Source organism: Kitasatospora sp. NPDC086801 (genome assembly GCF_044745805.1).
GTDB lineage: Bacteria > Actinomycetota > Actinomycetes > Streptomycetales > Streptomycetaceae > Kitasatospora.
In genome coordinates, this window is record NZ_JBIVAX010000008.1 from 70,129 (window position 1) to 93,099 (window position 22,971).

The 22,971-nt window shown below is 72.4% G+C and carries 19 protein-coding genes; 11 read left to right on the forward strand and 8 right to left on the reverse strand.

What is annotated here, in order from left to right; all coding sequences use genetic code 11:
• Positions 1-118 precede the first annotated feature (118 nt).
• Positions 119-1,654 (forward strand): hypothetical protein, encoded by a 1,536-nt coding sequence (locus ACIPLC_RS12425; RefSeq protein ID WP_400472919.1) that lies wholly within the window; start codon positions 119-121, stop codon positions 1,652-1,654.
• Between the two features lie 198 nt (positions 1,655-1,852).
• On the opposite strand, the gene ACIPLC_RS12430 is transcribed toward ACIPLC_RS12425, so the two are convergent.
• Positions 1,853-2,635, reverse strand: a complete 783-nt coding sequence (locus ACIPLC_RS12430; protein ID WP_400472920.1) for a hypothetical protein — start codon at positions 2,633-2,635, stop codon at positions 1,853-1,855.
• 111 nt (positions 2,636-2,746) lie between these two features.
• Between ACIPLC_RS12430 and ACIPLC_RS12435 the strand changes: the two genes are divergently transcribed.
• The 4 genes from ACIPLC_RS12435 to ACIPLC_RS12450 all read left to right on the forward strand — a co-directional run bounded on the left by ACIPLC_RS12435 (position 2,747) and on the right by ACIPLC_RS12450 (position 8,575).
• A complete protein-coding gene (locus ACIPLC_RS12435; RefSeq protein WP_400472921.1) occupies positions 2,747-4,300 on the forward strand; it encodes a site-specific integrase in 1,554 nt (517 codons plus the stop codon).
• A 77-nt stretch (positions 4,301-4,377) separates the two neighbouring features.
• The gene (locus ACIPLC_RS12440; RefSeq protein ID WP_400472922.1) at positions 4,378-6,030 is read left to right on the forward strand and encodes a hypothetical protein; all 1,653 of its coding nucleotides are present in this window, start codon (positions 4,378-4,380) and stop codon (positions 6,028-6,030) included.
• The gene (locus ACIPLC_RS12445; protein WP_400472923.1) at positions 6,027-8,174 is read left to right on the forward strand and encodes an integrase; all 2,148 of its coding nucleotides are present in this window, start codon (positions 6,027-6,029) and stop codon (positions 8,172-8,174) included. The genes ACIPLC_RS12440 and ACIPLC_RS12445 overlap by 4 nt, the downstream gene beginning before the upstream one ends.
• Entirely contained in the window at positions 8,171-8,575 is a 405-nt protein-coding gene (locus ACIPLC_RS12450) for a hypothetical protein (RefSeq protein WP_363631184.1), read from the forward strand. The genes ACIPLC_RS12445 and ACIPLC_RS12450 overlap by 4 nt, the downstream gene beginning before the upstream one ends.
• Positions 8,576-8,665: 90 nt before the next feature.
• Here ACIPLC_RS12450 and ACIPLC_RS12455 read toward each other — a convergent pair whose 3' ends face one another.
• Positions 8,666-10,012 (reverse strand): tetratricopeptide repeat protein, encoded by a 1,347-nt coding sequence (locus tag ACIPLC_RS12455; RefSeq protein WP_363631186.1) that lies wholly within the window; start codon positions 10,010-10,012, stop codon positions 8,666-8,668.
• 172 nt (positions 10,013-10,184) lie between these two features.
• Here ACIPLC_RS12455 and ACIPLC_RS12460 point away from each other — a divergent pair, with 172 nt between their 5' ends.
• From ACIPLC_RS12460 to ACIPLC_RS12470, 3 genes are read left to right on the forward strand one after another with little or no spacing between them, the layout of a single operon-like run.
• Positions 10,185-10,766 (forward strand): ATP-binding protein, encoded by a 582-nt coding sequence (locus ACIPLC_RS12460; RefSeq protein ID WP_400472924.1) that lies wholly within the window; start codon positions 10,185-10,187, stop codon positions 10,764-10,766.
• Between the two features lie 52 nt (positions 10,767-10,818).
• A complete protein-coding gene (locus ACIPLC_RS12465; protein WP_363631190.1) occupies positions 10,819-11,511 on the forward strand; it encodes a phytanoyl-CoA dioxygenase family protein in 693 nt (230 codons plus the stop codon).
• A gap of 44 nt (positions 11,512-11,555) precedes the next feature.
• Entirely contained in the window at positions 11,556-11,987 is a 432-nt protein-coding gene (locus tag ACIPLC_RS12470; protein ID WP_363631192.1) for a hypothetical protein, read from the forward strand.
• A 56-nt stretch (positions 11,988-12,043) separates the two neighbouring features.
• Here ACIPLC_RS12470 and ACIPLC_RS12475 read toward each other — a convergent pair whose 3' ends face one another.
• Complete coding sequence (locus ACIPLC_RS12475; RefSeq protein WP_363631194.1) at positions 12,044-13,288, reverse strand: MFS transporter; 1,245 nt, start codon at positions 13,286-13,288, stop codon at positions 12,044-12,046.
• Between the two features lie 216 nt (positions 13,289-13,504).
• Here ACIPLC_RS12475 and ACIPLC_RS12480 point away from each other — a divergent pair, with 216 nt between their 5' ends.
• The 3 genes from ACIPLC_RS12480 to ACIPLC_RS12490 all read left to right on the forward strand — a co-directional run bounded on the left by ACIPLC_RS12480 (position 13,505) and on the right by ACIPLC_RS12490 (position 17,226).
• Positions 13,505-14,305, forward strand: coding sequence for a hypothetical protein (locus ACIPLC_RS12480; protein WP_400472925.1), 801 nt, complete (start codon positions 13,505-13,507; stop codon positions 14,303-14,305).
• A 575-nt stretch (positions 14,306-14,880) separates the two neighbouring features.
• Positions 14,881-16,440: an alpha/beta hydrolase gene (locus ACIPLC_RS12485; protein WP_400472926.1), complete on the forward strand. Its 1,560-nt coding sequence runs from the start codon at positions 14,881-14,883 to the stop codon at positions 16,438-16,440.
• A gap of 24 nt (positions 16,441-16,464) precedes the next feature.
• Complete coding sequence (locus tag ACIPLC_RS12490) at positions 16,465-17,226, forward strand: serine hydrolase (protein ID WP_400472927.1); 762 nt, start codon at positions 16,465-16,467, stop codon at positions 17,224-17,226.
• Between the two features lie 66 nt (positions 17,227-17,292).
• On the opposite strand, the gene ACIPLC_RS12495 is transcribed toward ACIPLC_RS12490, so the two are convergent.
• The 5 genes from ACIPLC_RS12495 to ACIPLC_RS12515 are packed head-to-tail and all read right to left on the reverse strand — an operon-like array spanning position 17,293 to position 22,874.
• Positions 17,293-18,426: an FAD-dependent monooxygenase gene (locus ACIPLC_RS12495; RefSeq protein ID WP_400472928.1), complete on the reverse strand. Its 1,134-nt coding sequence runs from the start codon at positions 18,424-18,426 to the stop codon at positions 17,293-17,295.
• A gap of 25 nt (positions 18,427-18,451) precedes the next feature.
• Positions 18,452-19,054 carry a GTP-binding protein gene (locus ACIPLC_RS12500; RefSeq protein WP_400472929.1) on the reverse strand — a complete coding sequence of 201 codons (603 nt, stop codon included), beginning with the start codon at positions 19,052-19,054 and terminating at the stop codon, positions 18,452-18,454.
• 3 nt (positions 19,055-19,057) lie between these two features.
• Positions 19,058-19,516 (reverse strand): DUF742 domain-containing protein, encoded by a 459-nt coding sequence (locus ACIPLC_RS12505; protein WP_400472930.1) that lies wholly within the window; start codon positions 19,514-19,516, stop codon positions 19,058-19,060.
• 5 nt (positions 19,517-19,521) lie between these two features.
• On the reverse strand, positions 19,522-19,986 hold the full coding sequence (locus tag ACIPLC_RS12510) for a roadblock/LC7 domain-containing protein (protein ID WP_400472931.1): 465 nt from the start codon (positions 19,984-19,986) through the stop codon (positions 19,522-19,524).
• Complete coding sequence (locus ACIPLC_RS12515) at positions 19,983-22,874, reverse strand: nitrate- and nitrite sensing domain-containing protein (RefSeq protein WP_400472932.1); 2,892 nt, start codon at positions 22,872-22,874, stop codon at positions 19,983-19,985. The genes ACIPLC_RS12510 and ACIPLC_RS12515 overlap by 4 nt, the downstream gene beginning before the upstream one ends.
• Positions 22,875-22,971 lie beyond the last annotated feature (97 nt).

Sequence of the window (22,971 nt, forward strand, 5' to 3'; positions counted from 1 at the left end):
CCCCGCCCCGCCCCGCCCTGCCCTGCCCTGCCCTGCCCTGCCCTGCCCTGACCTGCGGAATCCACTCCGCTTGGCCTGTCTTCGACAAACTTATTCCCCGTCAGTAACATGACGCCGCGTGTTCAAAAGCTCCATAGGCAGGGCCCTCGGCCCCGCCCTCCTCACCCTCGCCCTCGCCGGGGTCGCCGCCTGCGGGCCGACCACCCCCGGCACCCCGCAGGCCGCCGCCGGCACCACCGAAGCGGCCGCCACCACCGCCCCGACCACGCCCGCCGCCGGAGGGGGCCCGGCCCAGGCCGCCCGGGCCGCCGGCACCCCCCGTGCCCGGGCCGCCGCCCCGACCACCGCACCCGCCACCGGGCGGCCGACCGGTGCCGCCGGCGCCGGCAGTACCGCCGGCGCGCCGGTCACCGCCGCCCCGGCCGGCGATCGGCAAGCAGCCGTCGCCGCCCCCGCCAAGGACGGCGGCGCGGCCACCCCCGCCGGGCAGAACCTCCAGCTCACCGCGTACGACCCGGCGGGCGGCACGGCCGTCCTGTCGGCGCCGCCGTCCACCGGGCCCGCCGCGACCGCCAGTGCCACCACGACGGCGACCCCGGCCGCCGCCGTCCAGCCCGGGCAGCTGATCGCCAGCCCGCCCACCGCCGCCGCGCCCCAGGGCGCGCTGGTCGCCGTCACCGGCGTCCACCCCGGCGCGGGCACCAGCCTCAACCTGACCACCCGCCCCGCCACCCTCGTCGAACTCCTCGGCGGCACCGAGGCCGACGGCCGGGTGCCCGTCGACCCGCACGGCATCACCGTCACCCCGCTGGTCAAGGACCTCAAGGCCGTCGTCGGCGCGGACGGCGGCGGCGTGCGGGCCGACGCCTCCGGCACCCTGGAGGTCGACGTCAAGGCCCCCGTCCCGCTGCCCGACGGCGCGAGCGTGGACGCCTCCGGCTCCCTCCAACTGCACCCCGCCGTCCACTTCGCCTACCACGGCGCCGCCGCCGGCAGCCCGCGTACGGCCTCCATCGGCTTCGACCTCGGCGCCCACGCCCAGTGGAAGGTCACCGGCGACCTCGCGCGCGACACCGGCGCCGCGCCCGTCCGGCTGCCCTTCGCCAAGCTTCAGGCCAGCCCGGTGCTCACCGTCGCCGGGCTGCCCGTCGTGGTCAACCTGGCGCTCACCTGCTACCTGGAGATCAGCGCCGACGGCCAGGTCCACCTGGAGGCCGAACAGGAGGCCACCGGCACCTGGGCCGTCCGCGCCGACTACACCGGCGGCAAGGGCTGGACCCCGACCACCGACGCCGACACCAAGGTCTCCCCGGTCCGGGTGCGCCTCACCGGCAAGGCCGGAGTGCGGGCCGCGCTCGGCGCCGAGGTCTCCGTCGGCCTCTACGACACCGTCGGCGTCCAGACCACCGTCGCCCCCTACCTGCGGGCCCGGGCCGAGGGCTCCCTGAGCGCCGACTCCTCCGGCAACCCGCCGCAGGCCCAAGGCAGTTGGTCCCTGGTCGGCGGTGTCGACCTGACCGGCTCGCTGCTCGCCCACCTGAAGGTCTTCGGCACCCCGGTCGTCGAGGGCACGTACCCGCTGCCCCCGTTCCACCGCGAATGGCCCCTGGCGGCGGGCTCCGCGGCCCTGCCGTCCCCGCGCCCGAGCAGCTGACCGGATCCGGCTCCAGGCCCGGGCGCCAGTGCGGGCGCCCGGGCCGCTTACTGCTCCCGGGCTCAGGTGTTTCTGGTCCCGGCTCCCACCTGGGCACGTGCGACCCGCTGTCCCGCCTCCGCGCAGTCGCCCGAAGTGGGGAGACCTACCTCAGTGGGTGAATCCTGAGGGTACGCGGCGGCGACTCAGCCGCCGGCGTCAGCTGGCCATGGCGAGTTCGGTGCGGGTGCGGTGGATGAACTCCGCGACGCGGACCTCGCCCTTCCAAGGGGCGAGCGCGGTGGTGAAGTCGTGCACGTAACCGAGCGCGCGGGCGGACCGGACGCAGGTGAGGATGTCCACGGCCTGGTTGCCGAGTTCAAGTCCCTGGTCGAGGTCCCGGGCCTGAAGGTGGGTCATCCCGACCACGGTCATCCGAAGGCCGACCGACCGGGTGAACGTGCCGGGCGACATGGCGACAGCCTGGGCGTTCCAGTCGAGAGCGGCCTTGGGGTTGTGCAGGTCGCGGTAGATCTCGGTGGCGTCGGCGGACATCCGCGCGTGGTCGAAGTCGCCGATCCACGCGGGTTCCCTGTCGGCGCTGGCCCGGCCGAGCAGCGTCTCCGAGGCCGACAGGGCGGCGGCCACGGCGCGAGCGTCGCCCGCGCGCCCGTGGGCCCTGTAGTCCCAGCGCCTGGCCTCGGCGGCCGCGTCCCACAGCTCTTCGACATCGCGTCGCCCGACGCGGCGGCTGCCGCGAGCGGCCACGCCGAGGTCCGCAGGCCTGACGAGCCATCGGGTGACGGGGGTGGTGAAGGCGGAGACGGCGAAGCTCGTACCGAGGAAGTCGCGGCGGTCCACGTTGCTCCAGAAGGTGGTGGCGACGCGTACGGCGTCGGCGGGGTCTCGTGCGAAATCCAACCCCATCTCGGCCGACGGATCGTGCAGGCCGCCCATGCCGATCTCGGTGAGGCCGACGGGTCGGCCGAGACGTTCACCCAACGCAACCGCGAGAAGCGAGGGCACCGGAGGCTGTGGGGTCATGCCGCGCCGCCCCCAGTTCGCGACTTCCCTGATGATTGGATGTGTTCAAGCGTCAAGGGGAGGGTGTACGTGGACGAGTGGCTCGTGGTGTGGATGCTGGATCCGGAGGGGTGGGGGCGGCTGCCGGAGGAGGGAGTGCTGGGCCTGCGGGACTTGCCGGGGGCAGTGGCGGCGATCGGGTTGAAGCCGGGCGATCCGGTGTTCGTGTCGCCGGAGTCCGAGGTGGACATTGACCTGCTGGACTTCGTGCGATCGAAGGACTTCCGTTGGCTGGAGCGGGAGACGAAGCGGAACTACGGGACGGATATTCGGCTGCTGTTGAACTTCCTGTCGGCGCGCGGGGTGCGGTGGCGGGAGGCAACCGAGCAGGACCTGGCCGACTACCGGGACTGGCGGTGCGAGTCTCCGCTCAACCCGCAGAGGATCGGCGGGACGAAATGGAACCGGGAGGCAGCGGCGTTCACGCGCCTGTACAAGTGGTCGAAGGTGGTCCCGATGCCGGTGGACGTGGGGCGGCGCGTGGACCGAGCGGCGGACTCGGTGAGCTCACGCGTCTCGTGGTTGACGCCGCGCACGTGGGGGTTGTGGTCGAACGTTGGGCTGCGAGGCCACGCCCGTACGGGAGTGCCAGCGGCGGGGTGGGACTCACGGACCGAGGAACGCAACACCTCGTTCGTGCAGCTGCAGCTGAGTTCGGGCCTGCGGCGCCAGGAGGGCGGAGCCCTGCTGACGTTCGAACTGCCCACGCAGCAGCTCAGGTACGGGCGGTACTGCCACGGGCAGATCGCTGCGGCTCTGACGCGGTCGAAGAGGTCCCGGACCTTCTACGCGAGTGTCGACTCGCTCGGCCAAGTGGAGGCGTATGTGCAGTCGGAGCGGGCTTGGGCGATCGCGCGGGCCCAGGAGGAGGGGCGTTACGAGCGACTGCCCTATATGCGGCTGGTCAGGGAGGTGACCAGGGGACGGGAGCCCAAAGTGCGCTGGGTAGACCGGGACGGGGTGGAGGGCGAGCAGAAGCTGGCCCTGCTGGACTGGCGGGAGCGGCAGTGGCTCTACCTGGAGGGACGTGAAGGCCCGGAGCCGGCGTGGCTGTGGTTGACCGAGCAGGGCCTGCCGATGCTGCCAGACCGCTGGAACACGGTCTTCCGAAACGCGAACCTGCGCTGCGAGCAGGTGCTGCTGACCTCGGAAGAGCGGGAGCTGGGGCGAGGCTTCCGGCTGGCGGAGGTGCGGGGCAAGTCGCCGTGGGCGACGCCGCATTCGGCCAGGCACTCTATGGCGCTCTACCAGTTGATCGTGCTGAACCAGCTGATGGAGACCAGGTTCGGGCTGACCGCCGCGGACAGACGGGACTTCGCGCTGCTGTTCGGCGACCCGTGGTTCCTGGTCATGACTTTGCTGGGACACTCGGACGTGGAGACCACCAAACGCCATTACCTCGCGCCTGTGTCTCACCTGCGGCTGGAGTCGATCCTGGCGGCCACGGACCACGAGCCGGGGAGGCGGGAGATCCAGGACCTGGATGGGGTGTTCGCCCGTCTCGCGCGGGAGACCTCGGGGATCCAAGACGTGGAGTTGCTGGTGGATGAGCTGGTCGACGCGCTGCCGGTGGTGGGTCGGTGAGCGGGCGCGGGCGCAGGGCAGCGCCGCCGCCGGCTGGCCATCGCGGCCCGCAGCCGCTGACGCCGGACGGGCTGGTCGTGACGGTGGTCAACAAGGCCGGTTTCTCAAAGATCTTCGACTTCGCCGCTCTGCCGGTACCCGAGCCGATGCAACGCTCCCTCGCGGCGGCGTTCGCGGGCCAGTCACGCCACTGGAGCCAGCACCTCAGCGCACAGAACTACTGGGACAGGCTATTGGTCTTCGCTCGCTTCCTGAACAGCCGTAAGCACGTCCCGGAAGATTTGGACGGCCTGGACGCGGCCACGATGCAGCGCTGGCGCGAACGCCACGTCGGCACGAGCAACGGAAGAAACACTCTGTCGTGCGTGCGTGTGCTGCTACGAAGGGACTCGCGCCTGGCCACCGGCCCGGTGGCGGAGGAGCTTGCGCGACGCATTCCCTCGCCGAGGCCGAGCAAGCAGTCGTACGAGGAAACGGAACGGGAGAGCGTGCTGCTGGCCGCTCAACGGCAGTTCCGGGCAGCGTTGATGCGCGTTCGTGAGAATACCGAGCTCCTGGAGCGCTGGCGGGCCGGGGAACTGACCGAAGGCGGCCGGGACTGGCGGATCGGCCAGGTCTTGGATCACCTCGCGCGCGAGGGTGACGTCCCTCGCACGCCCTCGCGACACGGCTCGCCAACGGTGACGAACCGTACTCTCCTCGGCGCCAATGGCGGGGAGCGGGCATGGGGACGGTTGTTCCTGACACGCGGTGAGGCGACGGCGCTGGGTGTGCTCCTGACCGACCGGTTCGGCTGGAATCTCTCCGTCTACGACCGCATGCCGGCGCCGACGCTGTCGCCATCAGCCGGGGAAACCAGGGCGGTGACCTACCAGGTGCAGGTGGAGAAGCACCGGGCCGGCGGCGGGCGGTGGTTCTCGACCGAGAACATAACCGACTCAGGGGCCGACTCGCCGGGCAGACTGATCACCCAGGCGCTGGAGGCCACCGTGCACGGCCGGATTCTGGCCGCTCGCCTGGTACCGGGTACAGATCTGCTGATCACCTTCCGTGTGAGAACGGTCGGGCTTGAAACGACAGCCCTGGACCGCCCCCGGCCGGTCGGCCCCCTCGCGTTCGGCATCTCTCGCAACGACGCAAAGTGGTGGGCACGAAGCCACAACCTGGGCGGTTCGCCGTTCCAACGGACTCGGCGGACCACGGTGGTTGCCGAGGGCAAGCCGCTGCAGCACACCCAACGAACCCACCAGAGCACCTACGTCCTGCCCGACCAGCGGGTCCAAGCTGCCTCCCGGGACGTGTTCGAGGAGGGTGCACTGGATGCGCTGGAGAAGGCCCGGGCTGCCGTCTTTGCCGGCCGCCTGGCCGACGCCTCGAACCCCGAACACCAGGAGACCGCGACGGCGGACTGCTCGGATGAGGAAAACAGCCCCTGGCCCACCACGGAAGGCGGCTGCGGAGCAGACTTCCTCCTCTGTCTCGCCTGCCGCAACGCGCATGTCCATCCCGGCCACCACTCCCGTCTCGCCCACCTTCACGAGCAGTTGGCCAGCATGCGCTCCGCTGTGCCCGAGCACATCTGGAACGGCCGTTGGCGGGACCACTTGCTGCGGCTGGAAGACCTCCGCGACAAGGTGGGCCCCGCCGCCTGGAGTGCCGCCGTGACCGGGATCAGCGACACCGACCGCGCCCTCATCAGCCTTCTCTTGAAAGGCGACCTCGCCCCGTGACCGCAGTCCCCGCTGCCGAGGATGACCCGTACATCCTGCCGGTGCCCACTCCGAACAGTCCCGTCGTGCTCCCCCGGTGGATCAGCCCCGAGAACCGCCAACCCAATGGCCACTACCGGGAGATGGTCTGGTCACTCGCCCCACTGATCGACAACCCCAGTGCCAACCTGCTGTCCATCCGGTGGCAGAACTGCCCTGCGGCAGCGCGCGACCAGCTGAAGCCGATCGCGTGGACCTTGATCAACGGGCAGCTCCGCCCAACCCACCTGCGGACACGCGGGGTTCAGGCTCGTGGGCGGACGGCAGCCACTGACCTGGTGGAAACGTGTCGTGAGTGGATGATGCTGGCCCGCTGGCTGTCCGAGCACGGGATGTCCGAGCTCGTAGCGTGCGGTCCGGACGACTTCGCTGCTTACGTCGACCATCGCTTCGCCACGGGCATCAGCCGCGGGCTCGCGGCGGCCGTTCTCGGACGGTTGACGGATCTGTGGGCGTTCGACCAACTCTCTACCCGTCCTCTTGGCGTACCCGAGCCACCGTGGGTGACCGAGGGCGTCGACGACTACCTCCCCGCCGCGAAGGGCGAGGGCGGTGGGGAGAACTCGACCGAGCCGCTGGATCCACAGGTCATTGGTCCGCTGCTGGTGTGGGCGATCCGGATGGTCGAGGACTTCGCCGACGACATTCTGGCGGCCTGGGCCGAGTGGTGCCGTATGAAGGACCTCGCCGCCACAACGCACACGACTCCCGCAGGGGAAGCCGCGCTGGAGGCACACCTGCTGCCTCTCGTCCGCTCCGGCGCTCCTCTGCCCACCGTGCACCACAAGGGCAAGACTGTCCTCGCGCGGACCTTCATCGCCGCAACAACAGGAGCCAGCCCCCAGCAGGTCAGCAGATTCGCGCAACGGTACGAGCTCGGCTCGTTGGCTGCCGAGCAACCCGGACGGGCCCCGCTGCCAACGGAGACACGAGGGCGAATCAACGGACGGCTGTGGCGCGAGCACATCGACTTCTCCGAGGCCGCCGAGTTGATGCGGCACTTGGGTACCGCCGCGACGGTCGTCTGTCTCTACCTGACCGGCATGCGTCCCCAGGAAGTCCAGGGCCTGCGCTCCGGCTGCTGTCCCGATCCCGAACCTCGCTCCGACGGGACGCCTGGACGCCACCTGATCTACAGCCGGCACTACAAGAACGTGACCGACGCGGATGGCAACCACGTATCAGCCGGTGAGGTACGCGAGGTGCCCTGGGCCGCGATCACCCCCGTCGTCCGCGCCATACGCGTCCTCGAACGCATCGTTCCCGATAGCGAACTCCTGCTCGATTCGACCCGTCACAGTTTCACTCACGATCGGGGCAACCAGGGTGTCCTGAAGAGGTGGGCACTGAACAAGCGGATCGAGGATTTCGTGGCGTGGGCGAACCGGGAGGCCCCCGAGCTGGGACTGCCCGAGCAGGCCATTCCGGAGGATTCGCACGGCAAGATCGGCATCGCCCGGTTCCGGCGCACACTGGCCTGGCACGTCGCCCGCCGCCCTGGCGGACTGATCGCCCTGGCCATCCAGTACGGGCACATGCGAACGATCCTGGACGCCCGCACCTCCACCGGCTATGGCACCCGCAGCCGGCGCGGCATCCACGGTGAGCTCGACGTCGAGACCGTGCGGGCGGCGGCCGACACCGCAGCGAAGCTGAACGATCGGATGGCCGCCGGTGAAAGGATCTCGGGCCCGGCCGCCCGCCGGGCGCTGACGGCCGCAGCAACAACGCCCAGGTTCGAGGGAAAAATCGTCACCGCCAAGTTCGCCAAGAAGGCCGCCAGCTTCCTGGCCCGGGACGGCCTGGTCCTGTTCGACAACCCCGATGCCCACCTGATCTGCGTCTTCAAACGAGACACCGCACTCTGCGAGCCGGACCCGAACGCGACTGCGCCGAACCAGTTCGCCTGCCAGCTCGGCTGTGGCAACGCCATCCGTACTGACAGCGACGCCCGCAACCTTCGCGAACGCGCCCGCGAACTCGACACCCTGGCCGCTGCGGCCCCAGAACCCGTCGGCCGGCGGCTGAAGCACAACGCGGACCGCCTGCGCGAGGTCGCCGGCACCCACGACGCCACCGCCCAACCTGCCGAGGCCCTGACATGAACGAACAACACCAGGACGAACGCGCCCGTATCCGCGAGGCCATCGATCGCCTCCTGACCGGCCAGGCCACCGTGTCCAACGGCAGCCTGACTGTCGTCGCGCTGGCCGCCGAGGCCAGCGTCCACCGTATGGCCCTGCTCAAGCGTCACGCGGATCTAAAGAACGAGTTCTACGAACGCGTCCGCACTGAGACGAAGCAGGTCCCGGAAGCCGAGAGGCGGCTGCGGAAGACCGTCACGAAGCTGAAGGAGCGGGTCTCCGACGTGACTGAGGAGAACACGAGGTTGAAGGACCAGATCACCCACCTCGCGCTCGCCGGCGCGGTCCTCGCGGACCGGTTGCGCAAGGCCGAGGAACAGGCCCGGTTGCCCGACAACGTTGTCCGTTTCCCCAAGCCGTAACCGCACCGACGAGCAAGATCGTGTGGGAGACGGCGCGCGAGGACGACCCTCGCCTTACGCGTACGGCGCCGCGCCCTCTCGACGAAGGGTTTAGATCGGACGGCCTACTGCCATGGGTCGGGCACGTTCTAGGAGTTCGCGGACGTGGTGGTTGCGGCGGTGCGACTGGGTTGCGGAGAGCATGGTGCGGAAGCGGTCATCAGCCCGGCCGGACTGGACGTGGGGGAAGTCGTCCAGGGCGAGGTTCCAGCTCTGTACGGCTTCCTCCAGCCGACCGGCTTCGAGCTGCCATTCGGCGAGCATCGCGCGGTGGCGGACGCGGGCTCGGCGGTAGACCGCGGGACGGACCTTCTCGGAGTGCTGGAGGGCGCGGATCGCGCCTTCGCGGTCACCGAGTTCGTAGTTGACCTGGGCGACGTGGTACGAGAGCGAGGACGGGTCGTAGGAGCCGTGGGCCTTGGCCTTGGACTCGGCCTGTTCCATGGCGACTTCGGCCCCGTGGAGCATGGCCAGGGCGCCGGCACGGTCGCCGGTCTGGGCGAGGGCGTGGGCCTGCTGGCCGGCAAGGAAGGCTCGCATCCTGGGCCCTGCCTCGGGTGAGGCGGCAGCGGCGGCGTTCGCGTACCGGAGGGCGGGTGCTCCGTGGCCGAGTTCGACGGCCTGAACGCTCATGCCCCGCAAGGTCGTGCAGTAGGTCAAGTGGTCACCTGCGGCCAGGGCCAGCTCCAGGGCCTTCGTGTAGTAGCTCTGGCCGAGCAGGTCCAGGCGTTCGTCCACGGCCATGTAGCCGGTCAGGTAGAGGTGGTCCGCTGCGGCGGACAGCATCGCCTTGCGAACCTCGTCGGAGGCGGTGGCCTTCAGGTACGGGGCGATGTTGTTGACCATGAACGCTGCGGCCATCGGCCGGGCTGTCCGGCCGCCGAACTGGTCGTCCAGCTCGCTGATCTTCTCGGTCATGGCGATCACGGACTCGACCTCGGCCATGCCGATCCGGCTGTGCGGGTCGGTCTTCAACCGCTCGAACCGCCCGAGGTGGTCCGGCCAGCCCGGGATGGTGAGGGCGACCGAGTACAGGCCGGCCCCGAGTACGCCCCTGCGCGATGGGTCCATGTCCACAACCCCCAGATCGATCAGTCCTGCCACCGTATCCGTGGACTGGGGCTGAACGTCAGGCTCATCGGCGAATCCCGCCTCGAACGCGGTGACCGGTCGCCTCAGGCGGCGGGTCAGGGCCTCCAGTACCACCTTCTGGTACTTGGCCATGGGGCGGGTGCCCGAGAGCCAGTGCGAGATGGCGGACTCGTCGTACTTCAGCTTGTACCCGGCCTCGGTGCCGGCCCGGTTGACCGCGCGGGCGAACTCGCCGTTGCTCGCCCACCGGCACTCGGCGACCAAGGCGGCGAGCTTGCCGTTGGGTGTCCGTTCGCGTGCTGCCATCGCCGCCCCCGGGCCAGGTTTCAAGGGTTTCAAGCATCCGGGGTGTCTCTACCGTGTTCACGCCCCGCGCACACCTGTTGACTCGATGTCAGGCCGAGCGAGAGCCCCGGAAGCGAGGGGCCGCTGCGGCTCCACGATCGGCGGCACCGCCCACCCGCTCGTCCATTCCCGGGTGGCCGGTGCCGCTCTCCAGGCCAGCGCCGAAGGGTTCCTCACCGTGGTCGTGCACTCCCATGTCTTCTTCCTGACCAGAGATCCGGTCTCCGTCCCCATTGCCCGCCGCAGAGTGAGGACCCGCATCGTCAGCTGGGGCGTCCTGCTCGACGAGGACACCCGCCTCGCGCTGGACACGGTCACCTCCGAACTGGTGGCCAACGCCGTCCGGCACACCCAGGCCCCGATGCTCACCGTCGCCGTCTACGTGAACGTGCGGCTGCGGCGGGCCCTGGTCGAGGTCTACGACGGCTCGACCGCGCTGCCCCGGCGCCGCCGGGCCGGGGCCGACGCAGAGAGGGGCCGAGGGCTGGAACTGGTCGAGTACCTGGCCCTGGCCCACGGGGCCGAGCGGACCGAGCGGGGCAAACGGGTCTGGGCCGAGCTGGCCCTGCCCGAACAGCCGGTGACCCGACGTCAGCTCTTGGCCGTCCCGTGCCGGGCGGTGCGAGCCGCCCTGCGCGTGCTCCCGCGGCCCGGACGTGCCCCGATACGGCCGCCGTTCGCGCCCGGCACCACCCGCCCCCGCACGGCAGCCTGAGCCGACACCCCGCATCGCCCAGGGAAACCCCGCTTCGAAGGGATCGGACCTGATGACCAGTGTGACCAGCGCAGAGGGAGTCCTCGGCCGCCGCGGACTGCGGACCGGCGTCGAGTGGTCCACGCCCGCAGCGGCACGCGCCCGCGCCGCCCAGCTCGTCGCCGAGCACCGCGCCGGCCGCCAGGAGATCGTCCGCAACCCGCACCTGAGCGCCGAGTGGGCCCGCGCGGCCGTCCGTGCCCCGCAGCTGCTGGCCGCCGTCCAGGACGTCATCGGGCCAGCCATCGCGGTGGAGAACACCTTCCTCGTGGTGAAGTGGCCCGGCCGCACGTTCGAGATCCCCTGGCACCAGGACGGCATCGACGCCCGCGTCGAACTCGACCCCGGCCGGTCCGTCTCCGCCTGGCTGGCCATCAGCGACGCCACCCTCGACAACGGCTGCCTGCACGCCGTCCTCGGCTCACAGCACTTCGGCTACCTGCCGTTCTCCTCGGAGGCCGAGCACGGTGCCGAGCGGGGCCGGGCCGACCAGGCGACCGGCTTCACCGCCGACGCCACGACCGCCCTGCCCCTGTCGGCGGGGTCCGCCGTGCTCATGGACAGCCGCCTGCTGCATCGCTCCGGCACCAACACCGGCGACGGCGCCCGGGTCGGCCTGAACGTCCGCTACGTCGCCCCGGACGGTGTCCGTCGACGCGACCCCCAGAGCCCCAGCCTCGACCCGGTCACCGGGACGGGCTGGTAGCACCACCCAAGGGATCAACACCCCAGCGAGAGGAGCACAACACCGTGACCATCCTCGAAGAGATCGCCACCCGCGAGGACCTGGTGACCCGGGTCCGCGTCCTGACCGGGGAGGACGCCGACGCGGCCCGCCGCGCCGACAAGACCCCGATCGCCAAGTCCGACTGCACCTACTACTGCCCCGACGCGGCCACCGCCGAGCGGTGCATCCAGTCCCTGCGCGAGTCCGACGAGCGCCTGCGCAACCGCCCCGAGGAGCTCATGCTCTGGGACTGGCAGTGCACCTACTGGGAGGCCGAACCCGGCAACCCCAACGGCGGCGGCACCGTCCTGCTCGGCGTCGCCTGGTACGACCAGGCGTTCTTCGACGACCGCCGCGACGCCTGGTTCGGCGCCATGCACCAGCGGATCTACAAGGACCTCGGCATCCCGCTGGAGGACATCACCGTCACCCACTGGCAGCTGCTCGCCGGCTGACCTGAGCACCACCAGCACACCGGCCGGGCCCCGCACCGAGGGGCCCGTGCCCGTGCTCAGTCGCGGGCCGCCAGCTCCGGAACCGGCGCGGCCTCCGGCAGCGGCCGGCGCCCCCGCGCCAGGACCAGCACCAGCACGGCGCCCGCCCCGCCGACCACCGCCACCACCAGGCCGCCGCCCAGGAACGCGGCCCTCGGGCCGCCGGCGGCCAGCGCCGGGACGAACAGCATCGAGACCGTCCCGCACGTGCGGATCACGGTCAGGTCCACCGTCAGTAGCCGCCTGCGGGCGGCCGGAGGGAACAGCGCGAAGTGCGTGGACAGCGCGATCTGCAGGAACGGCGACACCGCCCCCGACAACACGGACAGCGCCAACAGCACAGGCAGCGACCCGGCCAACCCGGTGGCCGCCAGCACCAGCCCGGACACCGCCCACGCACCGCAGTACACCGCCGTCAGCGGCGCCGGCAGCCGCACGTTCCCGGCCACCAGGTTGCCCGCCAGTGCCCCGGCGCCGGTGCACGCCAGCACCGCCGCGTAGGCGGAGGCCCCGGCGCCGAGCCGGGCAGCCAGCAGCGCGGGCATCGCCAGCGACACCGCCCCGGCGAAGATCCCGATCCCGTGCACCGCCAGCACCACCCCGGTGTCCGGATGGGTCCGCACCAGCGACCAGGCGCCCGGCCACACCCCCGCCGCCTGCGGCCCGGCCTGCGGGGCGGCAGCAGCCAGGCGGACGCGGGCGGCCAGCAGCACCAGGGCAAGGGCCGAGACGGCGAACGTCGCCGCGTCCACCCAGAACAGCCCGGCCAGCGGCATCACCGCCAGCAGCAGCCCGGCCGCCCCGGGGCCGGCGATCCGGGCGATGCGGCCGGTCAGGTCCATCAGCCCGCTCACCGCCTGGACCTCGCCCGGCCTGACCAGGTCCGGCACCATCGCGCCAAGGTTCGGGTCGAACAGCGCCCCGCCGACCCCCAGCAGCGCGGCCGAGGCGATCAGCCCCGCCGTGCCGAACTCGGACCACGCCCACGGCAGCGTGGCCACCAGGACCAGCCGCACCGCGTCCACCACCGCCAGGGCCCGCAGCGACGCGAACCGGTCCATCACCCGGCGCCCCACCGTGCCGAGCACGATGTACGGCAGTGACTCGGCGACGGCCACGAGACCCATCGCCCCGGCGCCCGCGTGCTCCCACGCCATCCACATCACGGCCATCGCGTACAGCCGGTCGCCGAACACCGACGCCGTCTGCGCTCCCCACAGCAGGAGCACGGGCCCGCGCCGCAGCAACCGCACGTATCGCATGATCCACTCCGCCCCAGGAAGCACGAAGTCCCGGCAGCGAGCCGCCACCGGGAACTCCCCACACCCTAGGGCAACTTGAAGCCCGGCCGACGCAGGCGCCCCGAACACGGCAGCCCGCCCCCGGCGGCCACACCCGCCACTCGCCCCCGGCCCCGAAGTCCGGCAGGCTGGCCACCAGGACACCCGCCGGAGAATAGACCTCCCGGAAGGACTTCCGTGCACCCCCTGATCACCGAGCTCGGCCTCGACGGAGACCCGAAGCTCCTGCACGAACGGCGCGGCACCACCTTCTTCAAAGTCGGCGACACCGCCCTGAAGATCACCGACGGCCTGATGGCAGGCCGCGAAGGCGAGGTGCTGGCCGCGCTCGGAGCCGACCACTACCGGGCCCACGGCCGGTGCGGGGACGGTACCTGGCTGGCCATGCGGTGGATCGACGGCACCAGCCTCTGGGACGCCATGGAACCCGCCCACCGCGGCGACGACACCCCAGCCGCCCGCCGCTCGATCCTGACGGCCGCCGCCGAGGCCGCCGAAGCCCTCGCCGACCTCCACACCGCCGGCTGGACCCACGGCGACCTTCAGCCCGACCACGTCGTCTTCGAGGACGACGCCGTACGGATCATCGACCTGGCCTGTGCCCAGGGCCCCGTCCCCGTACCGTTCTACGTCCACCGCGGCGGCATGACCCACACCACCGCCCCCGAGGTGGCAGCCCTCGTGATCGGCTCCACCGAGCACATCGCAACCACACCCGAGGCGGACGTGTGGTCGCTGGTCGCCTCCCTTTTCTGGTCTTGGACCCGCACCCCACCGACCGACTACCGCGACCCAGACAGCAGCCGAGCCGAACTCCTCGCCGACATCGCCGCTGGCCACCCCCGCGATCTGACAGCCTCCGGCCCCTGGCCGTTCCCTCAGTTCGAAGACGCCCTTCTCGCTGGCCTCGCTCACGATCCCGGGCAGAGGCCAGCAGCCGAGGCGCTGGCCAAGAACCTCCGCTCCGCGAAGCCGTGACCGTCCACTGCGCTGAACACTGCTCAGACCGCAGCACTGCCGATCGTCGAGGGCGTCACCACGACCTCAGGGAGCGCAGCGGCGGCTCAAAGAGGGCTGAAATCTGAACACAAGAACTTGACAGGGAACGCGACACTCGTATGGGTGTACTCCGTCTCCAGCCCCGCCCGCCGGGCGAGCTGGTTGACGTGCGCAACGCGGTCACGGCGGATCCATGGCTCAAGGCAGGGTGGCAGGTCTGGCAGCTCGGCCGACCCGCTCAGCACCCGCAGGCATAACTGCTCGGAGCCGCCGCACCGTCCGGGCAGCGATTGCCGCGCTGATTCTCCTCGGCTGCCGTTGCATGGTCGTCTCGGCGTTCAGGTGCCGTGATCACTTCACCGTAGCTCCGGGAGAACCGCGCCTTACTGCCCCGGCGGTACGCCGACCGCCGAGGCTAATGCTCCTGACGTACCGACAGTTCGTGTCCCAGGGTGATGATCCGGTGCCGGGTGCGCTGGAAGGCTGACGCGCGGGAAGTCGGTGTGACCGACTTCCCGGTCACCCGACCGCACCCGTCACCGCCAGGAGACCGCATGAGTACCCCCAAGGCCTTGACGAGCCGCGCCTCGGCCGTGGGCCTCGCCCTGACCGCCTGCCTCGCCACGGCGCCCGCCGCGACGGCCGCTGGCGCGAGCCCCGCAGCCTCCGGAGCCGGACTCGACCGCTACCACCACCAGCGCCTCGACTGGCGCAGCTGCGTCCTGGGCCCGGACGACGAGGTGGGCCGCGGCCTGGAGAGCGCGGGCGCGCGCTGCGCGGACGTGACCGTGCCGCTCGACTACGCCGACCCCCGGGGGCGGACCATCACCGTCGCGATATCCCGGCTCAAGGCCACCGACACCCGGCACCGGATCGGCTCCCTCCTGCTCAACTTCGGCGGCCCGGGCGGGCCGGGCCTCGCCAACTCCGTGCTCGTGCGCGGGGCGATGAAGGAGACCGGCGCCCGCTACGACGTGATCGGCGTGGACCCGCGCTTCGTCGGCCGCAGCACCCCGCTGGACTGCGGCCTGTCCGCCGGCCCCGGCCTGCCCTCGGCCGGCCCGGACCGGGCGGGCTTCGACCTCCAGACGGCGCGGGCGAAGAGCGTGGCCGACAAGTGCCGGGCCACCAACGGCTCGGTGCTGCCCTTCGTGACGACCCGGAACACGGCCCGCGACCTGGACGTCGTCCGGGGCGCGCTCGGCGAGCGGAAGATCTCCTACCTGGGGTACTCGTACGGCACCTATCTGGGCACGGCCTACACCCAGATGTTCCCCGGCCGCTACGACCGGGTGGTCCTCGACGGGGCGCTGGACCCGCGCCGCTACGACCCCCGGCTGATGCGGGGCACGGAGAACGAGCACGAGCGGGCGCTCGACGGCTGGGCCGACTGGACGGCCGCGCGGGACGCCGCCTACGGCCTCGGCCGCACCCGCGAGCAGGTGCGCGCCACCGTCGACCGGGTCGTGGCGGCCTCCGCGCGGGAGCCGCTCACCGTCGGCGCCGCCCCCGAGGTCTTCCGGCTCGACGGCAGCCAGGTGCCCGCGCTGCTGTTCGCCGGGATCGCGAGCGACCTCGACCCGGCGCGGGCGAGCCTCGCCGAGCAGCTGTCCGTCCTGGCCGGGGCCGCCGACGGGCGGCCCACCCGGCTGTCGCCCGCGTTCGCCGCCCTCCTGCGGGAGGCGTTCACCAGCGCGGGTTCGGCCGCCGGCAGCGTGCAGACCGCGATCCTGTGCGGGGACGTGGCCACCCCGCACGACCCCGAGCAGTACTGGCGCGACATCGAACGCGACCGGGCCGCCCACCCGCTGTTCGGCCCGATGACCGACGACATCACCCCGTGCGCCTTCTGGGACGCCCCGCGCGAGGAGCCCACCCGGGTGCGGCGCGACACCGCGGCCCTGATCGTGGCCGCCAGCGGCGACCCGCGCACCCCGTACCCGGGCAGCGTCGCCCTGCACGGCATGCTGCCCGGCTCCCGGCTGGTCACCCTCGACGGCGCCTTCCAGCACGCCACCTTCGGCGTCTACGGCAACGCCTGCGTCGACGACTCCGTCAACGCCTACCTGGCCACGGGCCGGCTGCCCGGCACGGACCGGACCTGCGTCAAGTAGCCCGCCAGGCTCTAGGCTTCGGCCATGCTGTCTGTGGTGGTGGCCCCCTGGGCGGGCGAGGCGGAGCCGGTGTTCGTGCGCGAGCCGGACGAGGTGCACGACGCGGCGAGCACGATGAAGGTGGCGGTGCTGGCCGCGCTGCACCGCAGCGGGGTGGAGCTGGACGCCGAGGTGCCGGTGGTGAACCGTTTCGCGTCCGTGGTGGGCGGGGAGTTCGGCAACGACCCGGCGTGGGACAGCGATTCGCTGCCCTGGGAGCTGGTCGGCAGCACCGCCCCGCTACGGCTGCTCGCCGAACGGATGATCACGCACTCCTCCAACCTGGCCACCAACCTGTGCCTGGCCCGGGTCGACCGGGCGGCGGTGGCCGAGGCCTGGCGGCGGGCCGGGGCGACGCGCAGCGCGAGCCCGCGCGGGATCGAGGACTACGCGGCGCGCGACGCGGGGGTGCACAACCGGGTGAGCGCGCGGGACCTGGTGCGGCTGCTGCACTCCCTGGGCGGGGAGCCGGAGTTGCTGGCGCTGCTGGAGCGCAACGCGTTCCGGGTGGACCTGGCGGCGGGGCTGCCGCCGGGCACCCGGATCGCCTTCAAGAACGGCTGGGTACCGGGCGCCCGGCACAGCGTGGGCCTGGTCCACCCGCAGGACTGCCCGCCCTACCTGATCGCGGTCTGCTACACCGGCCCGCTGGCCTCGGGCGAGGACCGCACGGACCCGGCGGCCCGGCTGCTGGCCCGGGTCTCGGCGGCGGTGTGGCAGCGGCGGCACGAGATCCCCGGCGCCTGACCCGGTCGGCCGCCGGTCTGCCGCCGGTCTGCCGCGCGGGAGCGCGCAGCAGACCGGCCGGTACGGCTAGTACGGCTGGACGAGGACGTGGGCGGCGCCCGGGATGCCGACCTTGAGGAGTTCGTCCTCCTCCGGGGTGGTGGGCGTGCCGGTCTCCTGCTTGAGGATGGCCCGGGAGAGCGCCTGGACCCACATGGCGCGGGGGCGGCGGCGCTCCTCCCAGGCGGCGAGCGCGGCGGGGACGGCCTCGGCGGCGTCCAGGCTCCGGGCGAGGACGAGGGCGTCCTCGACGGCCATCGCGGCGCCCTGGGCGAGGTGCGGGGTGGAGGCGTGGGCGGCGTCGCCGGCGAGCGCGATCCGGCCGACGTGCCAGGGCTCCTCGACGCTGACCTGGGAGATCCGCGTGTAGACCACGGAGGCCGGGTCGGTGACCTGGGCGAGGGCCTCGGCGATCGGGCCGCCGAAGCCGGCCAGGCGCTCGGCGAGCTGCTCGTGGGCGTGCCCCGGGTCGGGCCGGAAGTCCTCGGCCTCGGCGAACACCGAGCCCAGGTACATGAGGTCGTCGCTGATCGGGGTGAGCAGCGCCTTGGCCCGGAGGTTGCCGGTGGACATCACCACGCCCTGGACCTCGGGCGAACGCGGCAGGGTGACGCGCCAGTTGGCGAAGCCGGTGTACTCCGGCGCGTACTTCTCCCCGTAGAGGCGCTTGCGCAGCGGCGAGCCGATGCCGTCGAAGCCGACGACGAGGTCGTAGCGGCCGCGGTGCCCGTCGGTGAGGGTGACGTCGACGCCGTCGGCGTCCTCGGCGAGGTCGGCGATGGTGGTGCCGAAGCGCAGGGTGGCGCCGGCCCGGGTGGCGGCGGTGGCCAGCACCTGGGCGAGGGCGGGGCGGGGGATGCCGTTGTTGGAGGGGACGTCGCCCATCCGCGGCTGCGGGATCTTGGCGAGGGTGGCGCCGGCCGGGTCGCAGATGGTCAGCACCTCCCACTCGAAGCCGGCGGCGAGGCAGTCGTCGAGGACGCCGATCTCGCGCATCACGTGGAGGGCGTTGGAGGGCTGGATGATGCCGACGCCGAGGGCCTCCAGCTGGTCGCGCAGTTCGGCGACGTCGACGTGGTGGCCGCGCGAGGCGAGGGCGGTGGCGAGGGTGAGCCCGCCGATGCCGCCGCCGTGGACGAGGACGCGCAGGGGTGAGGTCATGGAGTGGCTCCTGGGGAAGGGCGGTTCAGCCGACGGGGGCGGCGGCGAGGTCCATCAGGTGGTCGACCAGGGCGAGCAGCAGGTCGCGTCCGAAGGCGCGTTCGCGGACGTCGCCGAGGAGCATCGGCACCTGTGGGTCGAGGTCGAGGGCGGCCCGGATCTCGTCGGGGGTGCGGGTGTTGTGGCTGTGGAAGCAGTTGATGGCGACGACGAAGGGGATGCCCCGGCTCTCGAAGAAGTCGATGGAGGCGAAGCTGGTGTCGAGCCGGCGGGTGTCGGCGATGACGATGCCGCCGAGGGCGCCGTTGACGAGGTCGTTCCACATGAACCAGAAGCGCTCCTGCCCGGGGGTGCCGAACAGGTAGACGACGAGGTCCGGGTTGACGGTGATCCGGCCGAAGTCGAGGGCGACGGTGGTGGTGTCCTTCTGGTCGACGCCGGACAGGTCGTCCACGCCGACGCTGGCCCGGGTCAGGTACTCCTCGGTGCGCAGCGGGGTGACCTCGCTGACGGAGCCGACGAGGGTGGTCTTGCCGACGCCGAAGCCGCCCGCGATGAGGATCTTGACGGCGGCCGGCGCGGTGGGGACGGTGGCGTCAACGGCACTGCTGGGGTGGGGTGTTGCCATGGTTCAGAGTCTCCGGAGTCCTTCGCGAACGGCCGTGAGCAGGCCGAGGTCCACGCCTCCGGCGGCCCGGGCCACCGAGAGCGGCGCCCGGGCCCGCAGCAGGCCCTGGGCGACCAGGTCGCCCAACAGGATCTTGGTGACCGAGACCGGGAGGTCCAGGCCGGCCGACACCTCGGCGACGGCGGCCGGCCGCCGGCAGCGGTCGAGGATCATCCGGTGCTCGGGCTGGAGGCCGCGGGCACCGGCGCGGCTGCCCCGCGCCAGGGCCCGGGCGGCCTCGTCCTCGACGGTGGTGAGCACGGTGATCAGGGTGAGGTCGTCGCGTTCGGGGGCGGTACGGCCGCGGGTGATGGTGTACGGGCGCACCATGGCGCCCGACTCGACCTCGGCGTCCTCGTCCGGCAGTTCGCTCCAGTGCGGAACGCCGCCGCGCTGCCAACCCCCGTTCCCGTACGGGCCCACCGGTGTCAGCCCCGGTTCCGGGCGGCGAAGGCGTCGAAGCCGGCGGGGGAGGCGGGGGAGGCGGGGCCGGGCTCGCTGCGTACCGGGGTGGTCATCTTCTGGCCGACCTGCTGCACCAGGGTGTGCATGGCGACCGACATGACCTCGGCGTCGACCTCCTGGGAGGCGACGACGGCCAGGTGGGTGCCCTGGGCGGCGGCGATGATGAACAGCCAGCACTCGGCGAGCTCGACGATCACCTGGAGGACGGGCCCGCCGTCGAAGAGCTGGCCGACGCCGCGGGCGAGGCTCTGCTGGCCGGTGGCGACGGCGGCGAGGCGCTCGGCGTCGGCCCGTTCGATGGTGCGGGAGTGGCTGACGACCAGGCCGTCGTCGGAGAGCAGGACGGCGTTCCTGGTCCCGGGCACCGAGTCGACGAGTCCGTCCAGCAGCCAGTCCAGGTCCTGGTGGGTGGCGATCGTTCGGTTCATGACTGGTCATCCGTTCGTGTGGTTCGGGGGTCCGCGGCCGGCAGGGCCCAGGGGGAGGGGCCGGGCGCGGGCGTCGGGGAGCCGGCGGGGGCGGTGGGGGGAGCCGGCGGGGTCGCGGCCCCGGGCAGCGGGTGCTCGCCGCTGTCCTGGGCGCGGGCGGCGCGGGACTGGCGCTGGAAGGCGCCGATCGTCGCACCGGAGCGCTTCGCCGGGCGCTGGAAGGGGCCGCCGGCGGCTTCGGTGACCGGGGCCGCGGGTTCGGCGCGGGGCCCGGCGGCGGGCTCGGCCCACTGCGGGCGGGGCGCCGGCGGGACGCGCAGTTCGGCGGCCAGGCTGGCCTGCCGGACGCGCTGGGGCAGCGGCGGCTGCTCGGTCTCGGCGGGGCTGAGCGGCACCGCGGAGGCGTACTCGCGGCGCCGGCGCCGTTCGGCCAGCCGGTAGTGGTCGGCCGGGCGGTACTGCTCGTCGGCGTACGGGGCCTCGGCGTCGGTGACCCGGGCGTAGGCGATGTCCGGGTAGGCGGGCACGTCGTGCGAGGGCACCTGGTCGACCGGGGTGTCGGGGGCCGCCGGGGAGCTGTGCTCGATCGGCTGCTCGGCGTACGGGGCGGGGAACGGCACCGGCTCGGCGGCGGGTGCGGCCTCGGGCTGGACGTACTCGACGTGCCCGAAGGCCTGGACGGGGGCGGTGAGCGGGTCGGTCAGTGGGTCGGCCAACGGGCTGGTCAGCGGGTCGGTCAGTGGGTCGGTCAGTGGGTCGTGCGGGACCTGCTGGACCTGCGGGAGCTGCTGGGTCTGCCCGAGCGGTTCGACGTACCCGGGCTGCTCCACGTGCTGGACCTGCCCGAAGGCCTCGACCTGCCCGAACGTCTCCGCCGGTGCGAAGGACTGCGCCGGCGCGAAAGCCTCCGCCGGGGCGAAGGACTCTCCCGGCGGGAAGGAGTCCACGGGCGCGACCGGCGGCGCCGCCGGCTGCGGCTCCGGCGCCTCGTTGGAGGCGGTGAGCAGCGCCTTGCGGGAGCGCCGCACGAGCGGGATCGGTTCGACGGGCGCGGCGTCGGGCAGTCCGGCGTCGCCGTCGATGACGAGTTCGTCGGGGACGAGCACGACGACCCGGGTGCCGCCGAAGGCGGACGGCCGGAACTCGATCTTCAGCCCGTTGTGCGCGGCCAGCCGGGCGACGACGTGGAAGCCGAGGCGGACGTCGTCCGCCCGGGCGAGCACGTCGGTGCGGGGCGGGCGGCTCATCAGTTCGTTGGCGGCGTCGTACTGCTCGGGGTCCATGCCGAGGCCGCGGTCCTCGATCTCGACGGCGAGTCCGCGGCCGACCATGGCGGCCCGGACCTCGACCGGGGTGGGCGGCTTGGAGAAGGTGGTGGCGTTCTCCATCAGCTCGGCGAGCACGTGCGCGACCGGGCCGACGGCCCGCTCGGACAGCCACGGGTGGCCCTCGACGTCGAGCATGATCCGGCGGTAGTCCTGCACCTCGCCCTGCGCGGCGCGCAGCACGTCCAGCAGCGGGACGGGCTTGCGCCAGCGCCGCTGCGGCTGGCCGCCGGCCATGATGACGAGGTTCTCCTCGTAGCGGCGCAGGCGGGCGGTGAGGTGGTCGAGGTCGAACAGGCCCTCCAGGACCTCCGGGTCCTCGTGCTTGCGCTCCAGCTCGTCGAGCTTGCGCAGCTGGCGGCCGATCAGCAGCTGGGTGCGGCGGGCGATGCGCTGGAGCAGCCGCTCGAAGCCGCGGTGCTGTTCGGCCTGCTTGACGGCGGCCTCGACGGCGGAGGCGCGGGCCAGGTTGAGGGCCTGGCCGAGGCGGGCGAGTTCGTCGGTGCCGTTGCCGTGCGGGCCGGCGGTGATGGTGCGGGACTCGGCCTCGACGTCGACCTGCTCGCCGCGGCCGAGGCGCTCGACGACCTCGGGGAGGGTGCGCTCCATCTCCTCGGCCTGGGTCTGCAGTTCCTTGATGCGCCGGCGCAGCGAGCGGCTGAGCCGCCAGGAGGCGATGATCACCGCGACGACGGTGATCAGGCCGACGACGGTGGTCAGGACGACCCTGGTGAGGAGGGAGAGGATGGCGCCCTTGCCCACGTCGACGATGGCGCTGGTGCGGGTCTCGATGGCCTTGATCAGCTGCGGGTTGAGCTGGTCGAGGGCCTGGCGCCACTGGTCCTGGGCGGCGGGGAGCTTGACAGTGCCGTTGGCCTCGCCGGCGGTGGGCTTGGTGAGCGACTGCTCGACGGCGGCCTTGGCCTGCCAGGCGGGGCTGTTCATCAGGTCGTGCCAGGCGGCGGACTCGCCGTCCGGGATGTACGGGAGGACCTGGACGGTGAAGAGGTGCTCCTGCGCCCCGACGGCCTGCTGCACCTGCTGGTAGTCGGCGGCGGAGAGCCGCCCGGTGGGCCAGCCGCGGGCCAGGATGGCGTCCTCGCGGGCGAGCATCTCCTTGGCCCAGAAGGTGTTCACCAGGGTCTTGGAGACCCAGGTGACCTCGCCGGCGTCGACGCGGCTGAGCGCGGTGAACAGCCGCAGGTCGACGGCGATCAGGTCGGTGTAGTACGCGTAGAGGGTCTGCTGGTCGATCGAGCCGTGGTCGACGGCGGCGCGCTGTTCGGCGAGCCTGCCCATCGCCTGGCGGGCCTCGGTGACGGCGGTGCGGACCTCGTCGGGGGCGTTGTCGGCGGTCTCGCCGGAGAGGACCTGGAACTGGCGGACCGCGTCGTCGGTCTGCTGGCGCTGGCGGCGTAGCTGGTCGGTGTTGCCGCCGGGCCGGGCGAGCGCCTCGGCGCTGAGCCGGCGCTCTTCCTGGAGGCTGTAGTAGACGATGTTGGAGGGCTGGCCGGCCTTCTGGGCGAGCATGCCCTGGGCGGCCTGGCGCTGGAAGTCGAACACGGTTTCGCCGCTGGTGACCGCCCACAGGGCGGCGAGGGCGATGCTGGGGACGACGGCGAGGACGAGCAGCGCCGTCCGCAGTGACAGGCGCGGACGC

Excerpts from the sequence above, each read along its gene's own strand:
- ACIPLC_RS12490 (WP_400472927.1), top strand. The coding sequence starts at position 16,465 with ATGCTGTCTGTGGTGGTGGCCCCCTGGGCGGGCGAGGCGGAGCCGGTG.
- ACIPLC_RS12450 (WP_363631184.1), top strand. The coding sequence starts at position 8,171 with ATGAACGAACAACACCAGGACGAACGCGCCCGTATCCGCGAGGCCATC.
- ACIPLC_RS12510 (WP_400472931.1), bottom strand. The coding sequence starts at position 19,986 with ATGAACCGAACGATCGCCACCCACCAGGACCTGGACTGGCTGCTGGAC.
- ACIPLC_RS12465 (WP_363631190.1), top strand. The coding sequence starts at position 10,819 with ATGACCAGTGTGACCAGCGCAGAGGGAGTCCTCGGCCGCCGCGGACTG.
- ACIPLC_RS12475 (WP_363631194.1), bottom strand. The coding sequence starts at position 13,288 with ATGCGATACGTGCGGTTGCTGCGGCGCGGGCCCGTGCTCCTGCTGTGG.
- ACIPLC_RS12485 (WP_400472926.1), top strand. The coding sequence starts at position 14,881 with ATGAGTACCCCCAAGGCCTTGACGAGCCGCGCCTCGGCCGTGGGCCTC.
- ACIPLC_RS12455 (WP_363631186.1), bottom strand. The coding sequence starts at position 10,012 with ATGGCAGCACGCGAACGGACACCCAACGGCAAGCTCGCCGCCTTGGTC.
- ACIPLC_RS12500 (WP_400472929.1), bottom strand. The coding sequence starts at position 19,054 with ATGGCAACACCCCACCCCAGCAGTGCCGTTGACGCCACCGTCCCCACC.
- ACIPLC_RS12495 (WP_400472928.1), bottom strand. The coding sequence starts at position 18,426 with ATGACCTCACCCCTGCGCGTCCTCGTCCACGGCGGCGGCATCGGCGGG.